This window comes from Pseudomonas neuropathica (assembly GCF_051174785.1).
Classification (GTDB): Bacteria; Pseudomonadota; Gammaproteobacteria; order Pseudomonadales; family Pseudomonadaceae; genus Aquipseudomonas; species Aquipseudomonas neuropathica_A.
On record NZ_CP195111.1, the window covers coordinates 6155493 to 6171577 of the forward strand.

The 16085-nt window shown below is 57.9% G+C and carries 10 protein-coding genes; 1 reads left to right on the forward strand and 9 read right to left on the reverse strand.

The genetic code is table 11. The features are described from left to right. Positions 1-105 precede the first annotated feature (105 nt). Positions 106-3954: a hypothetical protein gene (locus ACRRSD_RS27630; RefSeq protein ID WP_435036408.1), complete on the forward strand. Its 3849-nt coding sequence runs from the start codon at positions 106-108 to the stop codon at positions 3952-3954. A 23-nt stretch (positions 3955-3977) separates the two neighbouring features. On the opposite strand, the gene ACRRSD_RS27635 is transcribed toward ACRRSD_RS27630, so the two are convergent. The 9 genes from ACRRSD_RS27635 to ACRRSD_RS27675 all read right to left on the reverse strand — a co-directional run bounded on the left by ACRRSD_RS27635 (position 3978) and on the right by ACRRSD_RS27675 (position 16082). After that, the gene (locus ACRRSD_RS27635; RefSeq protein WP_435036409.1) at positions 3978-5933 is read right to left on the reverse strand and encodes an acetoacetate--CoA ligase; all 1956 of its coding nucleotides are present in this window, start codon (positions 5931-5933) and stop codon (positions 3978-3980) included. Between the two features lie 157 nt (positions 5934-6090). Further along, entirely contained in the window at positions 6091-6864 is a 774-nt protein-coding gene (gene hbdH / locus ACRRSD_RS27640) for a 3-hydroxybutyrate dehydrogenase (RefSeq protein ID WP_141129477.1), read from the reverse strand. Between the two features lie 7 nt (positions 6865-6871). Next, positions 6872-8263 (reverse strand): GntP family permease, encoded by a 1392-nt coding sequence (locus ACRRSD_RS27645; RefSeq protein WP_077573126.1) that lies wholly within the window; start codon positions 8261-8263, stop codon positions 6872-6874. Between the two features lie 296 nt (positions 8264-8559). Continuing rightward, positions 8560-9966 (reverse strand): sigma-54 interaction domain-containing protein, encoded by a 1407-nt coding sequence (locus ACRRSD_RS27650; RefSeq protein ID WP_435036410.1) that lies wholly within the window; start codon positions 9964-9966, stop codon positions 8560-8562. Between the two features lie 166 nt (positions 9967-10132). Continuing rightward, positions 10133-11707 carry an ABC transporter ATP-binding protein gene (locus ACRRSD_RS27655; protein ID WP_435036411.1) on the reverse strand — a complete coding sequence of 525 codons (1575 nt, stop codon included), beginning with the start codon at positions 11705-11707 and terminating at the stop codon, positions 10133-10135. Positions 11708-11716: 9 nt separating this feature from the next. Then, positions 11717-12739 (reverse strand): ABC transporter permease, encoded by a 1023-nt coding sequence (locus ACRRSD_RS27660; RefSeq protein WP_435036412.1) that lies wholly within the window; start codon positions 12737-12739, stop codon positions 11717-11719. Continuing rightward, positions 12739-13800 (reverse strand): microcin C ABC transporter permease YejB, encoded by a 1062-nt coding sequence (locus ACRRSD_RS27665; RefSeq protein WP_435036413.1) that lies wholly within the window; start codon positions 13798-13800, stop codon positions 12739-12741. Before ACRRSD_RS27665 ends, ACRRSD_RS27660 begins: the two co-directional genes overlap by 1 nt. Beyond that, entirely contained in the window at positions 13800-15668 is a 1869-nt protein-coding gene (locus tag ACRRSD_RS27670; RefSeq protein WP_435036414.1) for an extracellular solute-binding protein, read from the reverse strand. The genes ACRRSD_RS27665 and ACRRSD_RS27670 overlap by 1 nt, the downstream gene beginning before the upstream one ends. Positions 15669-15800: 132 nt before the next feature. Continuing rightward, on the reverse strand, positions 15801-16082 hold the full coding sequence (locus ACRRSD_RS27675; RefSeq protein WP_003445034.1) for a peptidylprolyl isomerase: 282 nt from the start codon (positions 16080-16082) through the stop codon (positions 15801-15803). Between the last annotated feature and the right edge of the window lie 3 nt (positions 16083-16085).

The window sequence follows — 16085 nt, forward strand, 5'->3', positions numbered from 1 at the left end:
TTGCTTACATATGAGCTTATAAATGTTTGATGGCGTCTCTGGCGATGGGTGGGGTTAACTTTACTTGCTCAGCTAGAGCGTATCTATATTTATAAGGAAGCCATGATGTTGTCTGAAAGTACAGGGAAGTTATTCAAGTCTTACAGCGTTGCCCATCAACAGCAGCAGCGCCGACAAGCAATTGACGCTGAAGAGCGAGAGGCGGTACTTGCTCAGTTGCGCGATGCAGTCAAAGAACAAGGCGTTGATCCGGTTTATAGCTGGCAGGGCTACGCCGTTGATGTCCAGGCGGGATCGTCTTTTCATGAGATTTTTAATCCCGGGCGTATGCTCTGGAGCAAATTGCTCGACAACGACCTGATTATGAGCGAGCTACGTCGCCATCGTGCACTTAATACCGTTTTGGTCAGAGTAAATCAAAACAGTAGGGTCGAAGTCTTTCGAAAGGAAACCGGGAAATGGCATGAAGTAGATCTCGATAATATTCCCCAGCGTACCCGGCTTTATCAAAATGTTCTGCTGGTCGGTGATATCGCCAAGCAGGCTTGTGGATATATCTACGACGCCGATGACGTCAACATTGATCAATGGCTGAAGTTTCACAATTTACCAGTCCCGCAAACCTTGTCGCAAACACAGAATCTGATCGGTTACTTTGAATTCAATCCGCAGGTGGATTCGCTCGGTAATTTCTGGGAGTTGCTGGATGCAGAAGATCATTCGCTGATTGTGCTGTCTGCCGAACAATGCCGTGCCATACGTTCGGTAACAACGCAACTGGTGGGAGCAGGCCAAAAGCTATTGGACGTTCTGCACCGTCATACCGGACAAACAGCCGTCACCGAAAAGAATGCTGACGGGTGGATTGTCCGTGTACTCAGCCATGACTACGCGCGTGAGCTGGCCACGGCTTATCTGCAAAAACTGCAGTGGCTGGGTTCGCAGCCGGGAGAGATACCATCAAATCGTGGTCTCGCCAAGTTATTGGTAACTGCCCTGTTGCTGGATATCGACCCATCGATTGGCGGTAACTCCGCTCGCAAGTCCATCGCAGGCTTGCAGCTTTATGCACCGAGCAATGTCGGCCGCCAGGCCACCGTTATTTGCCAGGAGTTACGGGCGTTTTTGGTAGCCAAACAAATGGCATCGGCGAGTTTGGCAGCGGTCGCTGCGCACTTGTTGCTGACGGGTATTGCTCCGGAGTTTTTGGTCAAGGGTATTCCGTCTTCGCTATTGATGGGTTCGGTGGAATGGATGAGTTATTGCCGCGCCGTCGTCTTGGCCGAGTCTGTGCGAAAGGGCGCGGCGCGGGTAATGAGCTATGCACAAATAGTCGCCTATGGCGAACTGGAGCCACTGGGTGAGGCGCAGCTGCACCTGCGTGATATGGCAATGATCGGCCCGATGATCGATTGGGCATTGATCAATGATGTGGTGACGTCGTCTGAGTTGGCGAATAAGGAAAAGGAAACCACAGAGCGTGCGCTGTCTGCATTCCAGGAGTATGCAGACCACTTCGTTCCGCGCTTCGGCCGGCTGCCGGACAGGCGCCTGATCGCAAAAGAAGCGCTGGAAGATGCCGCGCCGCTGTGTGACTTTCTGGAAGAAAAAATACTTCACCAGCATCCGGGCCTCGGCGCGTCTCCGACGGCCGCCTGCATGATCGATTTGCATATGTCCGGCGATCTGTCTGGAGGGGCTTGGGATCGGCCGGAAATCCTCCCGGATAACGTCTACTCCAATATTCCTTCCTTGCATGGTGGTGTGACCAACTACGAACGGCCCAAACGTCACGACCCTTCGGTTGTGAGTATCCACGAAGAATTTCCACGGCTACGTCGCCTGCGCCCGAATGACCAAGAGTTTCATCGCCAGTTGCGGGTCTATCTGGAAAACCTCAATCGCTCGTTGGTTGCCACGGTGAAACTGGCGCTTTCCAACATGCCACATAGGGATCTGCAGGCCTTTCTGAAAGGCACCGTTACCTTCTTCACCTTCCGCGACCATGCGATTGAAACTTCGTCGTTTCGTATCGCCGGACCTTTTACTTATGAGGTGGACTATGAAACACGGCAAGGCAAGGATGCTGCCACCGGGCGTTTCGGACTATTGATGTGCGTGTCAAATGGTGCGGAGCTGACTGCCTATGAGTTGTTTACGTTGCGGGGCGAACTGGTAAAGAATAATCAGCTTGGTAATGAACTGGTCAGGCGAGGCTTGTTCCAGAAAGCCGCCAGACTGGATTTCAATGGTGATCTGAAGGAACAAGATGACCCTATCGCTAAAACGTCTTTCAATATTGATTTTTCCAAGTACTTACATGGCGATTCTCCAGACTTCATTTCAGGATCTGGTCAGGCCATTGCTGAAAAACTCGGCGTGCTGAGCGCTGCTGCCAACCCGATCCAGCTGCAGAAGAGTGCTTACAAGAACTTCAGCAATCCACAACTCGTGCGCCTGGCCGAGTTCATCATCAATCATCATCCTGTGATCAAGTTTGAAGAACTGGTAGCGGCGGCCACGGAGCCAACGGAACTCGAAGCAGAGCGGGCAAAAGGCGAGAGAATCGCCACTTACTTCGTTGATCTGGCCGTGCCTTTCAAAAAATGTATCGAGGACATATCAACGGGTGAGCACAATCGAGTCGTAGACGGGATCTACGGTTGCCTCATGGATGCCATTGCTTTGGGAGGCGCATTCTATGGCGCCGGTGTCAAAGCCTTGAGCATTTCCGCCAAGGCAATCTCTGCGGCCAGCAAAGCCGCGCGCGTGACCAAACTTGTGGTGGCGACCTCCGTCTCTGCTTTCAATCCGGTGGATGGCGTACCCACGGCGGTGTACGGCGTCGGTAAACTCGTACACAAGGGATTACTGCGATTCAGCAAGCCTACGCTGGAACTGCTGGGACTGGCCAAATCTCAATTGACCACGCTGCACGGCAGTAATAAAGGCAAGAACCTGATCCGCTCAGCGGATAATACTTCAGCAGCACATGGTACATGGCGGCCGAATGCTTCAGCTTCCGACACGCTCACGGTGCTGGCGGCGCGCAATAACTACAAGTGGTATGCACTGGATCGTTTGGGCAAGCCCTGGGGGCCGGCTTTGGGGCATTTCAACTTCACTGCCTCACTTCGGTTAACGCGTGCCAATCACACCTTGCCCGTCAGTTATACACGACTGTTCATCGAGCAAAGCTTGCCGCGGGTACGGGCGAAAATAGAAAGTGCGATCAGTGTGTTGACTAACCATGACTACCGGGCTGAGCGCGATGCGCTGATAAAAATATTGATGGGCCAGACTTCCAGCGATGCGGCGAATCGTGTTTTGGATTATCTGCGGTTGGTCAGGGCAGATTTTGCCGGCGTTTCCATGAGCAACTTCGTTCTTGATCCGCTCAAGGAGACGAACGACATCGCTGAGTTTGATGTGCGGGCCTACCAGCAATGGAAGCGCGCCGGTGGGCAGAGCCCGATTCCGTTCATCCAGATCAATACGCCCAATATCAATCGACAGTTCATCGATAAGGGCATGAACCATGACGTAGTAGCGGACGATGTGATTCACGAGTTATTTCACGGGATCGTCCAGAACAATGATGTCGGTTATGCCCTGGATGTTGATGGCGTTACCAAGGGTGGGCAACAGCTGGACGTGACTGCACTGCTTGATCTTGCCTTGGGGCGACTGGCGGTTGCAGGTTCCAGCAACGTCTTTCACCCAAGTACCAAAGCCTTTGAAAACGCCGATTCTCTGGCAGTGCTCACCTCACTCCTAAGCCAGATGAGCACCGATAAAGTGACGTTCGAAAGCAATTTGCGAGTGCTACGCGCAGCCATTGACAACAGTGTCGATGGCACGATTACCGGACCTGTATTGATCAAACTGAACGCCACATCTACCCACGATCTGACTGATCCGCCCCTGGAAGAAGGCTGGACCAGACCGGTGTAGTCATCTGGCACAAATCTCTTGTACTAGATCTCCAGCTCCCGCCGATCCCGAAACTGCTCCAGCGCTTCGGGATTGGCCAACGCATCGGTGTTCTTCACTGGCCGTCCATGTACCACTTCGCGTACGGCCAGTTCGACAATTTTGCCGCTGATGGTGCGCGGAATGTCCGTCACTGCAACGATCTTCGCCGGTACATGCCTTGGTGTGGTATTGGCGCGGATCACCTCGCGGATGCGCTGCTCCAGCGCCTCATCCAGTGTCAACTCTTCACGCAATCTCACAAACAGCACAACCCGCACGTCATCCAGCCACTGCTGACCGATGGCAACGCTGTCCAGCACTTCTGTGACTTTCTCGACCTGACGGTAAATCTCCGCCGTGCCGATGCGCACGCCCCCCGGATTGAGTACCGCGTCGGAGCGGCCATGAATCAGCATCCCGCCGTGCGGCCGTTGTTCAGCGTAATCGCCTTGTGCCCAAACACCGGGAAACAGACTGAAATACGATTGCCGCAGTTTTGCTCCGTCCGGATCATTCCACAGGCCGATCGGCATGGCCGGGAAATGTCGGGTGCAGACCAGTTCGCCTTTTTCACCGATCACCGACTGACCGGCATCGTTCCAGACTTCCACGGCCATGCCCAGGCTCTTGCCCATGATCTCGCCGCGCCGCACGGATAACAGCGGATTGGCATTGACGAAGCACGAAACAATGTCAGTGCCGCCCGACATCGACGCCAGACATATATCCGGTTTGAAGTCGCGATAAACGAAGTCGTAGCCTTGCGGTGACAGCGCCGAGCCGGTACACAGCAGCGTTTTCAGGCTGCCCAGATCATGGCTTTCGCGGGGCTTGGCACCGCTGCTTTCCAGGGTGGCGAGAAACTTCGGGCTGGTGCCGAACACGCTGATGCGTTCGTCGTCGATCAAGTCGAGCAAACGCTGGTTGTCCGGGTGAAACGGCGAGCCGTCGTAGAGCACCACGGCACTGCCGACCGCGAGCGCCGAGACCAGCCAGTTCCACATCATCCAGCCGCACGTTGTGTAGTAAAACAGCCGATCTCCCGGGCCGAGATCGCAGTGCAGGCCGTGTTCCTTGACGTGCTGCAGCAGTACACCGCCGGTGCTGTGGATGATGCATTTCGGCACACCGGTGGTGCCGCTGGAATACAGCACGTACAGCGGATGATTGAACGGCACCGGGACAAAATCCGGCTCGCCGCCGGCTTGATAGAATTCATCCCACAGGGCCACTTCGGCGCAAGTCCGGTAAGCCTCGACGTGGGCGTGCGGGTGGGCGTACGGCACGATGATCAACTGCCTTAACGTTGGCAGTTGTTCGAGTATTCCGTTGATTTTGTCGGTCTGGTCGATGGTCTTGCCGGCATAGCGATAAGCGGCGCAGGTGATCAACAGCTTCGGCTCGATCTGGCCGAAGCGGTCGATCACGCCGTGGGTGCCGAAGTCTGGCGAGGAGCACGACCAGATCGCGCCGAGACTGGTGGTGGCCAACATCGCCACCAGTGTCTGCCAGGTATTCGGCATGCACGCTGCGACGCGATCGCCGAGGCCAACGCCGGCGGCTTGCAGGCTCGCTTGAAATCCGGCGACGTGCTCGGCGAGTTCGGCCCAGGTCAACTGTTCGCGCTGGCCATTCTCCGCCACGCTTACTACCGCCACCGCATCGTCGCGACGACGCAGCAGGTGTTCAGCGAAGTTCAGCGTGGCGCCGGGAAACCACTCGGCGTCCGGCATTTGCGCGCCTTCACGCAGCACGGCATCCGGTTGTGTGTGGAAGCGGATATCGAAGAAATCGACGATCGCCTGCCAGAACTCCTCACGCCGCTCGATGCTCCATTGGTGCAGGGCGGGGTAGTTGTCAAGTTTCAGTGAATGGCGTTGATTGGCCGCACGACGGAAAGCGTCCATGCGCGATTGGGCGATTCGGTTGGCGTCGGGTTGCCAGAGGATGTCGGACATTGTTTGCCTCTTGTTTTATTCATGCACAAGGTCGAGCGAACACATGACACCTGTGGGAGCGAGCCTGCTCGCGAAGACGTCCGCACATTCAACGACTTCATTGGCTGACCCACCGATTTCGCGAGCAGGCTCGCTCCCACAGAGGAGGATGGCTGTGCTATTGGGCCAGCCACCCACCATCAATATTCCACGCCGCCCCGCGCACCTGGCTGCCAGCTTCGCTGCACAAGAACAACACCAGTTCGCCCAGATGCTGCGGCGTGACGAACTCCAGCGACGGTTGTTTCTCGGCCAGCAAATCATGCTGCGCCTGTTGCGGATCGACACCCTTGGCCGCGCGGTCATCGATCTGCTTCTGCACCAGCGGGGTCAGCACCCAGCCCGGGCAGATCGCGTTGCACGTAACGTTACTGGTCGCGGTCTCCAGGCCGACCACTTTGGTCAAACCGATCACGCCGTGCTTGGCGGCCACATAAGCTGCTTTACCGGTCGAACCGACCTGACCATGCACCGAGGCGATATTGATGATCCGCCCCCAACCTTTGGCGCGCATCCCCGGCAGGCTCAGGCGCGTGCTGTGAAACACCGAGGACAGGTTGATGGCGATGATCGAATCCCAGCGCTCGACGGGGAACTCTTCCACGGCGGCGACATGCTGGATGCCGGCGTTGTTGACCAGAATGTCGACACCGCCGAACTCGCGTTCGGCGTAGGCGATCATCTCGGCGATTTGCGCCGGGTCACTGACATCCGCTGGATGATGGCCGACCTTGCCGCCGAACCGGGCGACTTCGGCGATGACTGTCGATGCATCACCGAAACCGTTGAGAATCAGATTCGCACCAGCCTTGGCCAGGCTCAGTGCGATGCCCAGGCCGATGCCGCTGGTGGAGCCGGTAACCAGTGCGGTCTTGCCGGAAAGAGTCGTCATGAATACCTCACACAATGCCAGTGGCGTAGAAAGTGCCGATCACTACGAAAACCGCCAGGGTCTTGATCAGCGTAATACAGAAAATGTCTTTATAGGCTTCGCGGTGGGTCAGTCCCGTCACCGCAAGCAAGGTGATGACCGCGCCGTTGTGTGGCAGGGTGTCCATGCCGCCACTGGCCATCGCGGCGACGCGGTGCAGCACTTCCAGCGGAATATTCGCCGCGTGGGCCGCACTGATGAACTGCTCGGACATCGCCGCCAGCGCAATGCTCATGCCGCCCGATGCGGAACCGGTGATACCGGCGAGCAGGGTCACGGTGATGGCTTCGTTGACCAATGGATTGGGTATTTGCTTGAGCCAGTCCGCCAGCACCAGAAAGCCCGGCAGCGACGCGATCACTGCGCCGAAGCCGTATTCCGACGCGGTGTTCATCGCCGCCAGCAATGCACCGCTGACCGCGCTTTTGCTGCCTTCGGCGAGCTTGCTGCGAATCGCCTGAAAGCCGAACGCCAGGACCATCAGAATGCCCACCAGCAACGCCGCTTGCACCGCCCAGATCGCGGTGAGTTTGGCGATTTCGGTGGTGACCGGCGTGGCCATGCCCGGCAGCGCGAGGCTGTGAGTCTTGCCGTACCACTGCGGAATCCACTGGGTGAACAGCAGGTTCATGATGCCCACTGCCAGCAGCGGCGACAGGGCAATCCATGGGTTTGGCAGTTTCAGGTCTTCAGCGGTTTCCGGTTCGTTGCGCAATTCAGTGCCGTAGCCTTCGCCAGCGCGTTGAGCCTTGTTGCGTTGACGCTGCAGAAACAGCATGCCGGCGCAGAACACGAAAATCGTGCCGATCACGCCCAGCCACGGCGCCGCCCACGCGGTGGTATTGAAGAATGTGCTGGGGATGATGTTCTGGATTTGCGGCGTGCCGGGCAGGGCGTCCATGGTGAACGAGAACGCGCCGAGGGCGATGGTGGCCGGGATTAGCCGTTTGGGGATATTGCTCTGGCGAAACATCTCGGCAGCAAACGGGTAAACCGCGAAGACCACCACGAACAGCGACACGCCGCCGTAGGTGAGCAGGGCGCAGACCAGCACGATTACCAGCATTGCTTGTTTGGTGCCGAGCAAACGAATGGCCGCAGCGACAATCGAGCGGGAGAACCCCGACAGTTCGATCAACTTGCCGAACACGGCGCCGAGCAGGAAAACCGGGAAATACAGTTTGATAAACCCGACCATTTTCTCCATGAACACCCCGGTGAACGCAGGGGCGACGGCGGAAGGGTCGGTGAGCAGGACAGCGCCGAGGGCGGCAATCGGGGCGAAGAGGATAACGCTGTAGCCACGGTAGGCGGCGAGCATCAGCAGCGCGAGGGCCGCCAAGGCAATGATCACACTCATGGTGTGTCTCTCCAGAATTGTTATTTTTGTGGGTGGAACGGGTGTGGGAGAGGCGTTAGCGAGATCTGTGCCAGATATCTAAGTTGTTGAAATATATGGAATTAACTGGTTGTGGATAAAAGTTTTCAACGGTTTTATCTCGTTTTAGAGACTAAGTTAAACCGAAAAGATCGCAGCCTTCGGCAGCTCCTACAGTACGAGCGCGAATTTCCCCTGTAGGAGCTGCCGAAGGCTGCGATCGTTTGATCTTCAAACAATCCATCTACAGAAAGAGATCATTGTCTCTATATAGAGACTCAGGCAATCCCCAACGCCACCATTTTCTTGTACAGCGTCGAACGCCCCAGCCCCAGTCGAGCCGCAGCTTCCGGCACTTTACCCTGATATTGCTCAAGTGCTGCCTGTATCAGTTGCCGATCAAATCGCTCCCGCGCCTGCGCGTAAGTCTCGGTCGTCAACGCTTCAGCCATCGGCGCCAGCGCACGTTCAACCGGCGTCAACGTGCCAATCGCCGCACGAATATCCTGCTCGGTCAGCATCAAGTCATCACTGAGCAACGCCGCCCGTTCGAGAACATTACGCAGTTCGCGAATATTCCCCGGCCACGCGTGTTGCCCGAGCAGTTCGAGAGCATCCCGGTGCAGCTCATGCTGACTGCGCAGCTCTTCAAGAATCGCTTCGCTGAGCGCCGGCAGGTCATCAAGACGTTCACGTAGCGGCGGCACCTGAATCGGCAACACATTCAGGCGATAGTACAAATCAGCACGGAATTCACCGCGTTTGATCGCCGCTTGCAGATCGGTCGAAGTCGCGGCTATCACGCGCACGTCACTTTGAATCACCTCGTTGGAGCCGACCGGTTCGAACTCCTTTTCCTGCAACACGCGCAGCAGTTTGCTTTGCAAGGGCAGCGGCATATCGCCAATCTCGTCGAGAAACAGCGTGCCGCCCTGGGCGATCTGCAACTTGCCGGTGCGGCCCTTGCGGTCGGCGCCGGTAAACGCGCCGGGCGCCGTGCCGAAAAATTCTGCCTCCAGCAGTGCCTCGGGAATCGCCGCGCTGTTGATGCTGACGAACGCTTTGTGCGCCCGTGGCGAGGCGCTGTGAATAGCCTGGGCCAGCAACTCTTTACCGGTGCCGGTTTCGCCGAGCAGCAGCACTGGCGACTCGGCACTGGCACTGCGTCGGGCACGACGTTTGACTTCAAGGCTGGCGGCGCTGGTGCCGATGAAATGAGCGAAGTTGTATTTGGTCTGTCGGGCGCGCAACAGAGAACGGGTCGAGGCCAGTTCTTCCTGCATGCTCAAGTAACGTTTGAGCATCGGTGACAACGTGCGCAACTCGTCGAAGAGGGCAAAACCGATCGCGCCGATCACCGCACCGGCGTCGTCGTGGATCGGCAGGCGCATCACCACCAAAGGCTCTTTCGGCGTGTCCTGCATGTCCAGAAGAATGGGGCGGCCGGTGCGCACGACTTCCCGCAACAAGCTGCCGGGGATCACGCTTTCACAGGGTTTGCCGATCGCGCCTGCAGCCGATTCGAGACCGAATCGCCGGGCGTAACGCTCGTTCATCCAGACGATGTTCGCATCACGATCGACAATCACCGTGCCTTCGCTGGATTGCTCGATGATCTCGAATAGCGAACGGATCGCCAAGGTGCGAACCCGTTGGTAGTCCTTGAGGCTTTCGGTGGTGTTCATGGAGGCTGATCCTGATTGTGTATGGCCTGTGCCGGCCCCTTCGCGAGCAGGCTCGCTCCCACAGTAGATTGGGTCGTTCCCAAATTTTGTGTCCGGCGCGAACCTTGTGGGAGCGAGCCTGCTCGCGAAAGCCTCGACCCGGTTTCAAGCCGAACACATATGACGCCTACCCCGTATGCGCCGCCGCCAACAGCTCTTTGGTATACGGATGCTGCGGCGCATCAAACACATCATGGCTGGCACCACGCTCGACCACTTTGCCGTCCTTGATCACAATCATGTCGTGGGCCAGAGCGCGCACCACCGCCAGATCGTGGCTGATGAACAGATAGGTCAAACCGTGTTTTTCCTGAAGCTGGCGGAGCAGGGCGACCACTTGTTTTTGCACCGTGCGATCCAGCGCCGACGTCGGCTCGTCGAGCAGAATCAGCGCCGGTTTCAGCACCAGAGCCCGCGCGATAGCAATGCGCTGGCGCTGACCACCGGAGAATTCATGGGGATAGCGATGGCGACTTTCCGGGTCGAGGCCGACCTCTTCAAGCACGCGGATGACTTGCTCATCGCACTCGTCAGCGCTCGACTCGCAATGCACTTCCAGGCCTTCGCTGATGATCTGCGCGACCGACATTCGTGGGCTGAGGCTGCCGAACGGATCCTGAAACACCACCTGCATCTGCCGCCGCCACGGGCGCATCTGTTTCTGATTGAGGCCGTCGAGCGCTTCACCCTGAAAACGGATACTGCCTTCGGAGTCGAGCAACCGCAGGATCGCCTGACCCAGTGTCGACTTGCCGGAACCGGATTCGCCGACGATGCCCAACGTCTTGCCACGCTGGATACTCAAGCTGATGCCGTCCACCGCCCGCAGGTATTGTTTGCGCTGGAACAGGCCGCCGCCGACGACAAACTCAACCTTCAAATCGTCGACTTCCAGCACGTTTTCGCGCTCATCTCGAGGCAACGCTTCGCCTTCGGGTTCGGCGTTGAGCAGCACACAGCTATAAGGATGCTTCGGTTCAGTAAACAGGACTTCGCAGGGAGCCTGTTCAACGATTTGCCCGGCCTTCATCACGCACACACGTTGCGCAATGCTGCGCACCAGATTGAGGTCGTGGCTGATCAGCAGCAGCGACATGCCCAAGCGTTGTTGCAGGGATTTGAGCAGCAGCAGGATCTTGCGCTGCACCGTCACGTCGAGCGCGGTAGTCGGCTCATCGGCGATCAACAGCTCCGGTTCGCAGGCCAGGGCCATGGCGATCATCACCCGCTGGCGTTGTCCGCCGGAAAGTTGATGCGGGTAAGCCTTGAGGCGTTCCTTGGGTTTCTGGATGCCCACTAGCCCGAGCAGTTCGAGGATCCGCGCCTGCGCTGCTTTGCCGCCGAGGCCACGGTGCAACAGCAGGGTTTCGCCGATCTGCTTTTCGATGGTGTGCAGCGGATTGAGCGAGGTCATCGGCTCCTGAAAGATCATCGCGATACGGTTGCCGCGCAACTCGCGCAAGACCTTGGGATCGGCGCCGATCAGCTCCTGTCCGCGATAGCGAATGCTGCCAGTGGTTTGCGCTTCGCTTTCGGGCAGCAATTGCAGAATCGAATGGGCGGTCACCGATTTGCCCGAGCCCGATTCGCCCACCAGCGCCAGACACTCACCGGGGCGAATGTCCAGGCACAGGTCGCGGACCACGCTCTGGCCATGGAAGGCAACGTTGAGGTTACGGATTTCAATCAGGTTGTCAGTCATGGCCACGCTTCAGGATCGAGGGTCGAACGCGTCACGCAACGCTTCGCCGATGAACACCAATAAAGAAAGGATCAGCGCCAGGGTGAAAAACGCCGTCAACCCGAGCCACGGTGCTTGCAGATTCTGTTTGCCCTGACCGATCAACTCGCCCAGCGAGGCGCTGCCAGCGGGCATGCCGAAACCAAGGAAATCCAGCGCGGTAAGGGTGGAAATCGCCCCGGTCAGAATGAACGGCAAGTAGCTCAGTGTCGCGTTCATGGCATTGGGCAGAATGTGCCGGAAGATCACTTTGCGGTCGCTCAGGCCCAGCGCACGGGCAGCTTTGACGTACTCCAGATTGCGCCCGCGCAAGAACTCGGCGCGCACCACATCCACCAGCGCCAACCATGAAAACAGCGCCATGATCCCCAGCAACCACCAGAAATTCGGCTCGACGAAACCGGAGAGGATGATCAGCAGGTACAGCACCGGCAACCCCGACCAGACTTCCAGCACGCGTTGCCCGAGCAAATCGACCCAGCCGCCGTAGTAGCCCTGCAATGCCCCGGCAGCAATGCCTATGAGGGCGCTGACAAAGGTCAGCATCAAGGCAAACAGAATCGACACCCGCGCGCCGAAAATCACCCGCGCCAGCACATCTCGCGATTGATCGTCCGTGCCTAGCCAATTGACCGACGTTGGCGGGCTCGGCGTCGGTTTGGTGAGGTCGTAGTTCGGCGTGTCGTCACTGAACGGGATCGGTGGGAATAGCAGCCAGCCGCCATCCTTGCGAATCAGATTCTGCACATAGTCGCTGCGATAATCGGCCTGGAACGGCAGTTGCCCGCCGAACTCCTGCTCGGTGTGGCGCTTGAATACCGGGAAGTACCATTGGTCCTGATAGCTGACGACCAGAGGCTTGTCGTTGGCGATCAGCTCACCGCCCAGTGTCAGCACAAACAGGCCGATAAACAGCCATAGCGACCACCAGCCACGGCGGTTTTTCTTGAAGCGCTCGAAGCGCCGACGGCCCAGAGGCGAGAGCTTGAACATCAGGCGTTCCTCGCGGCGAAGTCGATGCGTGGATCGACCAGCGTGTAACACAGGTCGCCCACCAGTTTTATCAGCAGGCCGAAGAGGGTAAAGATGAACAGCGAACCGAACACCACCGGATAATCCCGCGATACCGCTGCTTCGTAGCTCATGCGCCCGAGACCGTCGAGGGAGAAGATCACTTCGATCAGCAAGGAACCGGCGAAGAACACGCTGATGAACGCTTGGGGTATACCGGAAACCACCAGCAGCATGGCGTTGCGGAACACATGGCCATACAGCACGCGACGCTCGCTCAGGCCTTTGGCGCGCGCGGTGACCACGTACTGGCGAGTGATCTCATTGAGAAACGAGTTTTTCGTCAGGATCGTCAGCGTGGCGAAACCACCGATCACCAGCGCCGTCACCGGCAGCACCAGGTGCCAGAAGTAATCGGCAATCTTGCCGAGGGTCGACAGTGATTCGAAGTTGTCCGACACCAGGCCCCGCACCGGAAACCAGTTCAGCGACGTGCCGCCGGCAAACACCACGATCAGAAACATCGCAAACAGAAACGCCGGCATCGCGTAGCCAATGATGATCGCCGTGCTGCTCCATATATCGAAATGACTGCCATGGCGCACAGCCTTGCGGATACCCAGCGGGATCGACACCAGATAGGTGATCAGCGTCGCCCACAGCCCGAGGGAAATGGTCACCGGCATTTTTTCCAGGATCAGATCGGTGACTGTCGCGCCACGGAAGAAGCTTTTGCCGAAATCCAGTTGCGCGTAGTTTTTCAGCATCAGCCACAAGCGTTCGTGGGCTGGTTTGTCGAAGCCGTACTGTTTTTCGATGTCCTTGATCAACTGTGGATCGAGGCCGCGACTGGCGCGGGAGGTGCCGCTCATGGTTTCGCTGGCGCCGCCACCGACACTGGCACCGCCGATCCCTTGCAGGTGGGCGATGGCCTGTTCTACCGGTCCGCCGGGCGCGGCCTGGATAATCACGAAATTGACCAGCAGGATGATCACCAGCGTCGGAATGATCAGCAGCAGACGCCGCAGTATGTAACCCCACATCAGTGCGGCCCTCCGGGTCTGCCACGGGCGATCTTCTCGGCCGTCATCTGTTGATTGGTCAGCGGCGTGCTGCTGATTTCCCACCAGCTCTCGATGGCTTCGTCATTGCTGGCTTGCACCGACGGTATGCCGAAGCGGTTCCACCACACGGTCGAGGTGCCCGGTGGATAGTAGTTGGGAATCCAGTAGTAATTCCATTGCAGTACCCGGTCCAGGGCATGGGCGTAATGCAGCATGTCAGACTGCGTGGACGCGCGAATCAACCCATTGATCAGCGTATCCACTGCCGGATTTTTCAACACCATGTAGTTGTTCGCGCCCGGGTCGTTGGCCGATGCGGAGGCGAAGTAATTGAGCAATTCGCCCCCCGGCGAAGTGCTTACCGGGTAGCCGGTGACAATCATGTCGTAGTCGCGGCTCATCAGACGATTGACGTATTGCGAGGAGTCGATACGGCGAATATTCAGGTCGATGCCGATCTGTTTCAGCGTGCGCTTGTACGGCAGCAACAAGCGATCCATACCGTTCTGGCTGACCAGGAAGGTGAAGCTCAGTGGCTCGCCCTGGGCATTTACCAATTGATCGCCATCGGGTCTCCAGCCGGCCTGCTCGAGCAATTCAAGGGCTTGCAACTGTTTGTCACGAATAACGCCGCTGCCGTCGGTTTTCGGCGCTTCGAATACTTTGCTGAAAACCTCCTCCGGAACCTGGCCGCGCAGCGGTTCAAGGATTTTCAACTCCTGGGCATCGGGCAGTTCGCTTGCCGCCAGTTGCGTGTTGGAAAAGTAGCTCTGCTGGCGAATATACATGCCGCGCATCATCTGCCGGTTGCTCCACTCGAAGTCCCACAGCATGGCCAGGGCCTGGCGCACGCGACGATCGGCGAACATCGGTTTCTGCAGGTTGAACACAAAGCCCTGGGCCGACTGCGGCGCCTCGGTGGCCAGATGCGCCTTTTGCAAACGCCCATCGCTCAGCGCCGGGCTGTCGTAGCCGATTGAATAGCCAGTGGCCGAGAACTCTCGGTTGTAGTCATAGGCTCCACCGCGCAGCACTTGCCGGGCGACGTCGGTATCACCGAAGTACTCGATGCTGAAATGATCGAAATTGTAGAGGCCGCGACTGACCGGCAGATCCTTGCCCCACCAGTCGGCGTTGCGTTCAAAGGTGATGCTGCGCCCTGAATCGACTTTGCCGACTCGATAGGGGCCACTGCCCAGTGGCGCTTCGTAACCGCCACCACCGGCGAAGTCGCGGCTCTTCCACCAGTGCTCGGGTAATACCGGCAGGGTCGCGACGTCCAGTGGCAGGGTGCGGTTTTCATTGCTCTTGAAGTCGAAACGTACGATCAGCGGTGCTTCGATTTCAATGCCTTTGACGTCAGCAAACTGGGTGCGATAACGCAGGCTGCCCTGGGTCATCAATAAATCGTAGGTGTAGCGCACGTCTTCAGCGGTGATCGCTTTGCCGTCGGCGAAACGTGCCTTGGGATTGATGAAGAACCGCAGCGACAGACCATCGTCCGAGCGCTCCATCTTTTGCGCGACCAGCCCGTAAACCGTGTAAGGCTCGTCCAGTGAACGCTGGGCCAGCGGCGAATAGAGCAAACCGTCGATCTGTGTGACGCCGATGCCTTTGTCTATATAAGGGAGGATGTGGTCAAAGTGGCCGATCTCGATGGCCGAGCGGCGCATGGTCCCACCCTTGGGAGCTTGCAGGTTGGTGTAGTCGAAATGACTGAAGCCGGCAGGGTACTTGGCGGGTTCGCCATAAACGGTCAACGCGTGTTGTGGTGCAGCGTTCGCGCCGGTGGCGCCCGTCAGCAGGGCGAGGGCGGTGAGCATCAATGTGGGGAAAACCAGTCGCATTGTCAGCCTTGGAACCGGGAATCGATAGGCGCAAGTTGTACGCGAGAGGCGCGTCAGTCGCCAGCCGTATATGTAACTGAAACACAACGGCCCACCAGAAGGCGGGCCGTTGGCGAGCTATCAGACGACGGATCAGTCCTGACGGCTGGTGACTTCGAGCAGGTGATAACCGAACTGAGTCTTCACCGGACCTTGCACGACATTGATTGGCGCGCTGAAGACCACGGTGTCGAATTCCTTGACCATCTGGCCAGGACCGAACGAGCCCAGATCACCGCCCTGACGGCTGGACGGGCAGGTGGAGTTGGCCTTGGCGACTTCGGCGAAATCGGCGCCGCCTTCGATCTGGGCCTTGAGTTCGTTGCACTTGTCTTCGCTGGCAACAAGGATGTGGCGGGCAGTGGCTTTTGCCATGGG

Excerpts from the sequence above, each read along its gene's own strand:
- ACRRSD_RS27645 (WP_077573126.1), bottom strand. The coding sequence starts at position 8,263 with ATGAGTGTGATCATTGCCTTGGCGGCCCTCGCGCTGCTGATGCTCGCC.
- ACRRSD_RS27655 (WP_435036411.1), bottom strand. The coding sequence starts at position 11,707 with ATGACTGACAACCTGATTGAAATCCGTAACCTCAACGTTGCCTTCCAT.
- ACRRSD_RS27670 (WP_435036414.1), bottom strand. The coding sequence starts at position 15,668 with ATGCGACTGGTTTTCCCCACATTGATGCTCACCGCCCTCGCCCTGCTG.
- hbdH (WP_141129477.1), bottom strand. The coding sequence starts at position 6,864 with ATGACGACTCTTTCCGGCAAGACCGCACTGGTTACCGGCTCCACCAGC.
- ACRRSD_RS27675 (WP_003445034.1), bottom strand. The coding sequence starts at position 16,082 with ATGGCAAAAGCCACTGCCCGCCACATCCTTGTTGCCAGCGAAGACAAG.
- ACRRSD_RS27665 (WP_435036413.1), bottom strand. The coding sequence starts at position 13,800 with ATGTGGGGTTACATACTGCGGCGTCTGCTGCTGATCATTCCGACGCTG.
- ACRRSD_RS27635 (WP_435036409.1), bottom strand. The coding sequence starts at position 5,933 with ATGTCCGACATCCTCTGGCAACCCGACGCCAACCGAATCGCCCAATCG.
- ACRRSD_RS27660 (WP_435036412.1), bottom strand. The coding sequence starts at position 12,739 with ATGTTCAAGCTCTCGCCTCTGGGCCGTCGGCGCTTCGAGCGCTTCAAG.
- ACRRSD_RS27630 (WP_435036408.1), top strand. The coding sequence starts at position 106 with ATGTTGTCTGAAAGTACAGGGAAGTTATTCAAGTCTTACAGCGTTGCC.
- ACRRSD_RS27650 (WP_435036410.1), bottom strand. The coding sequence starts at position 9,966 with ATGAACACCACCGAAAGCCTCAAGGACTACCAACGGGTTCGCACCTTG.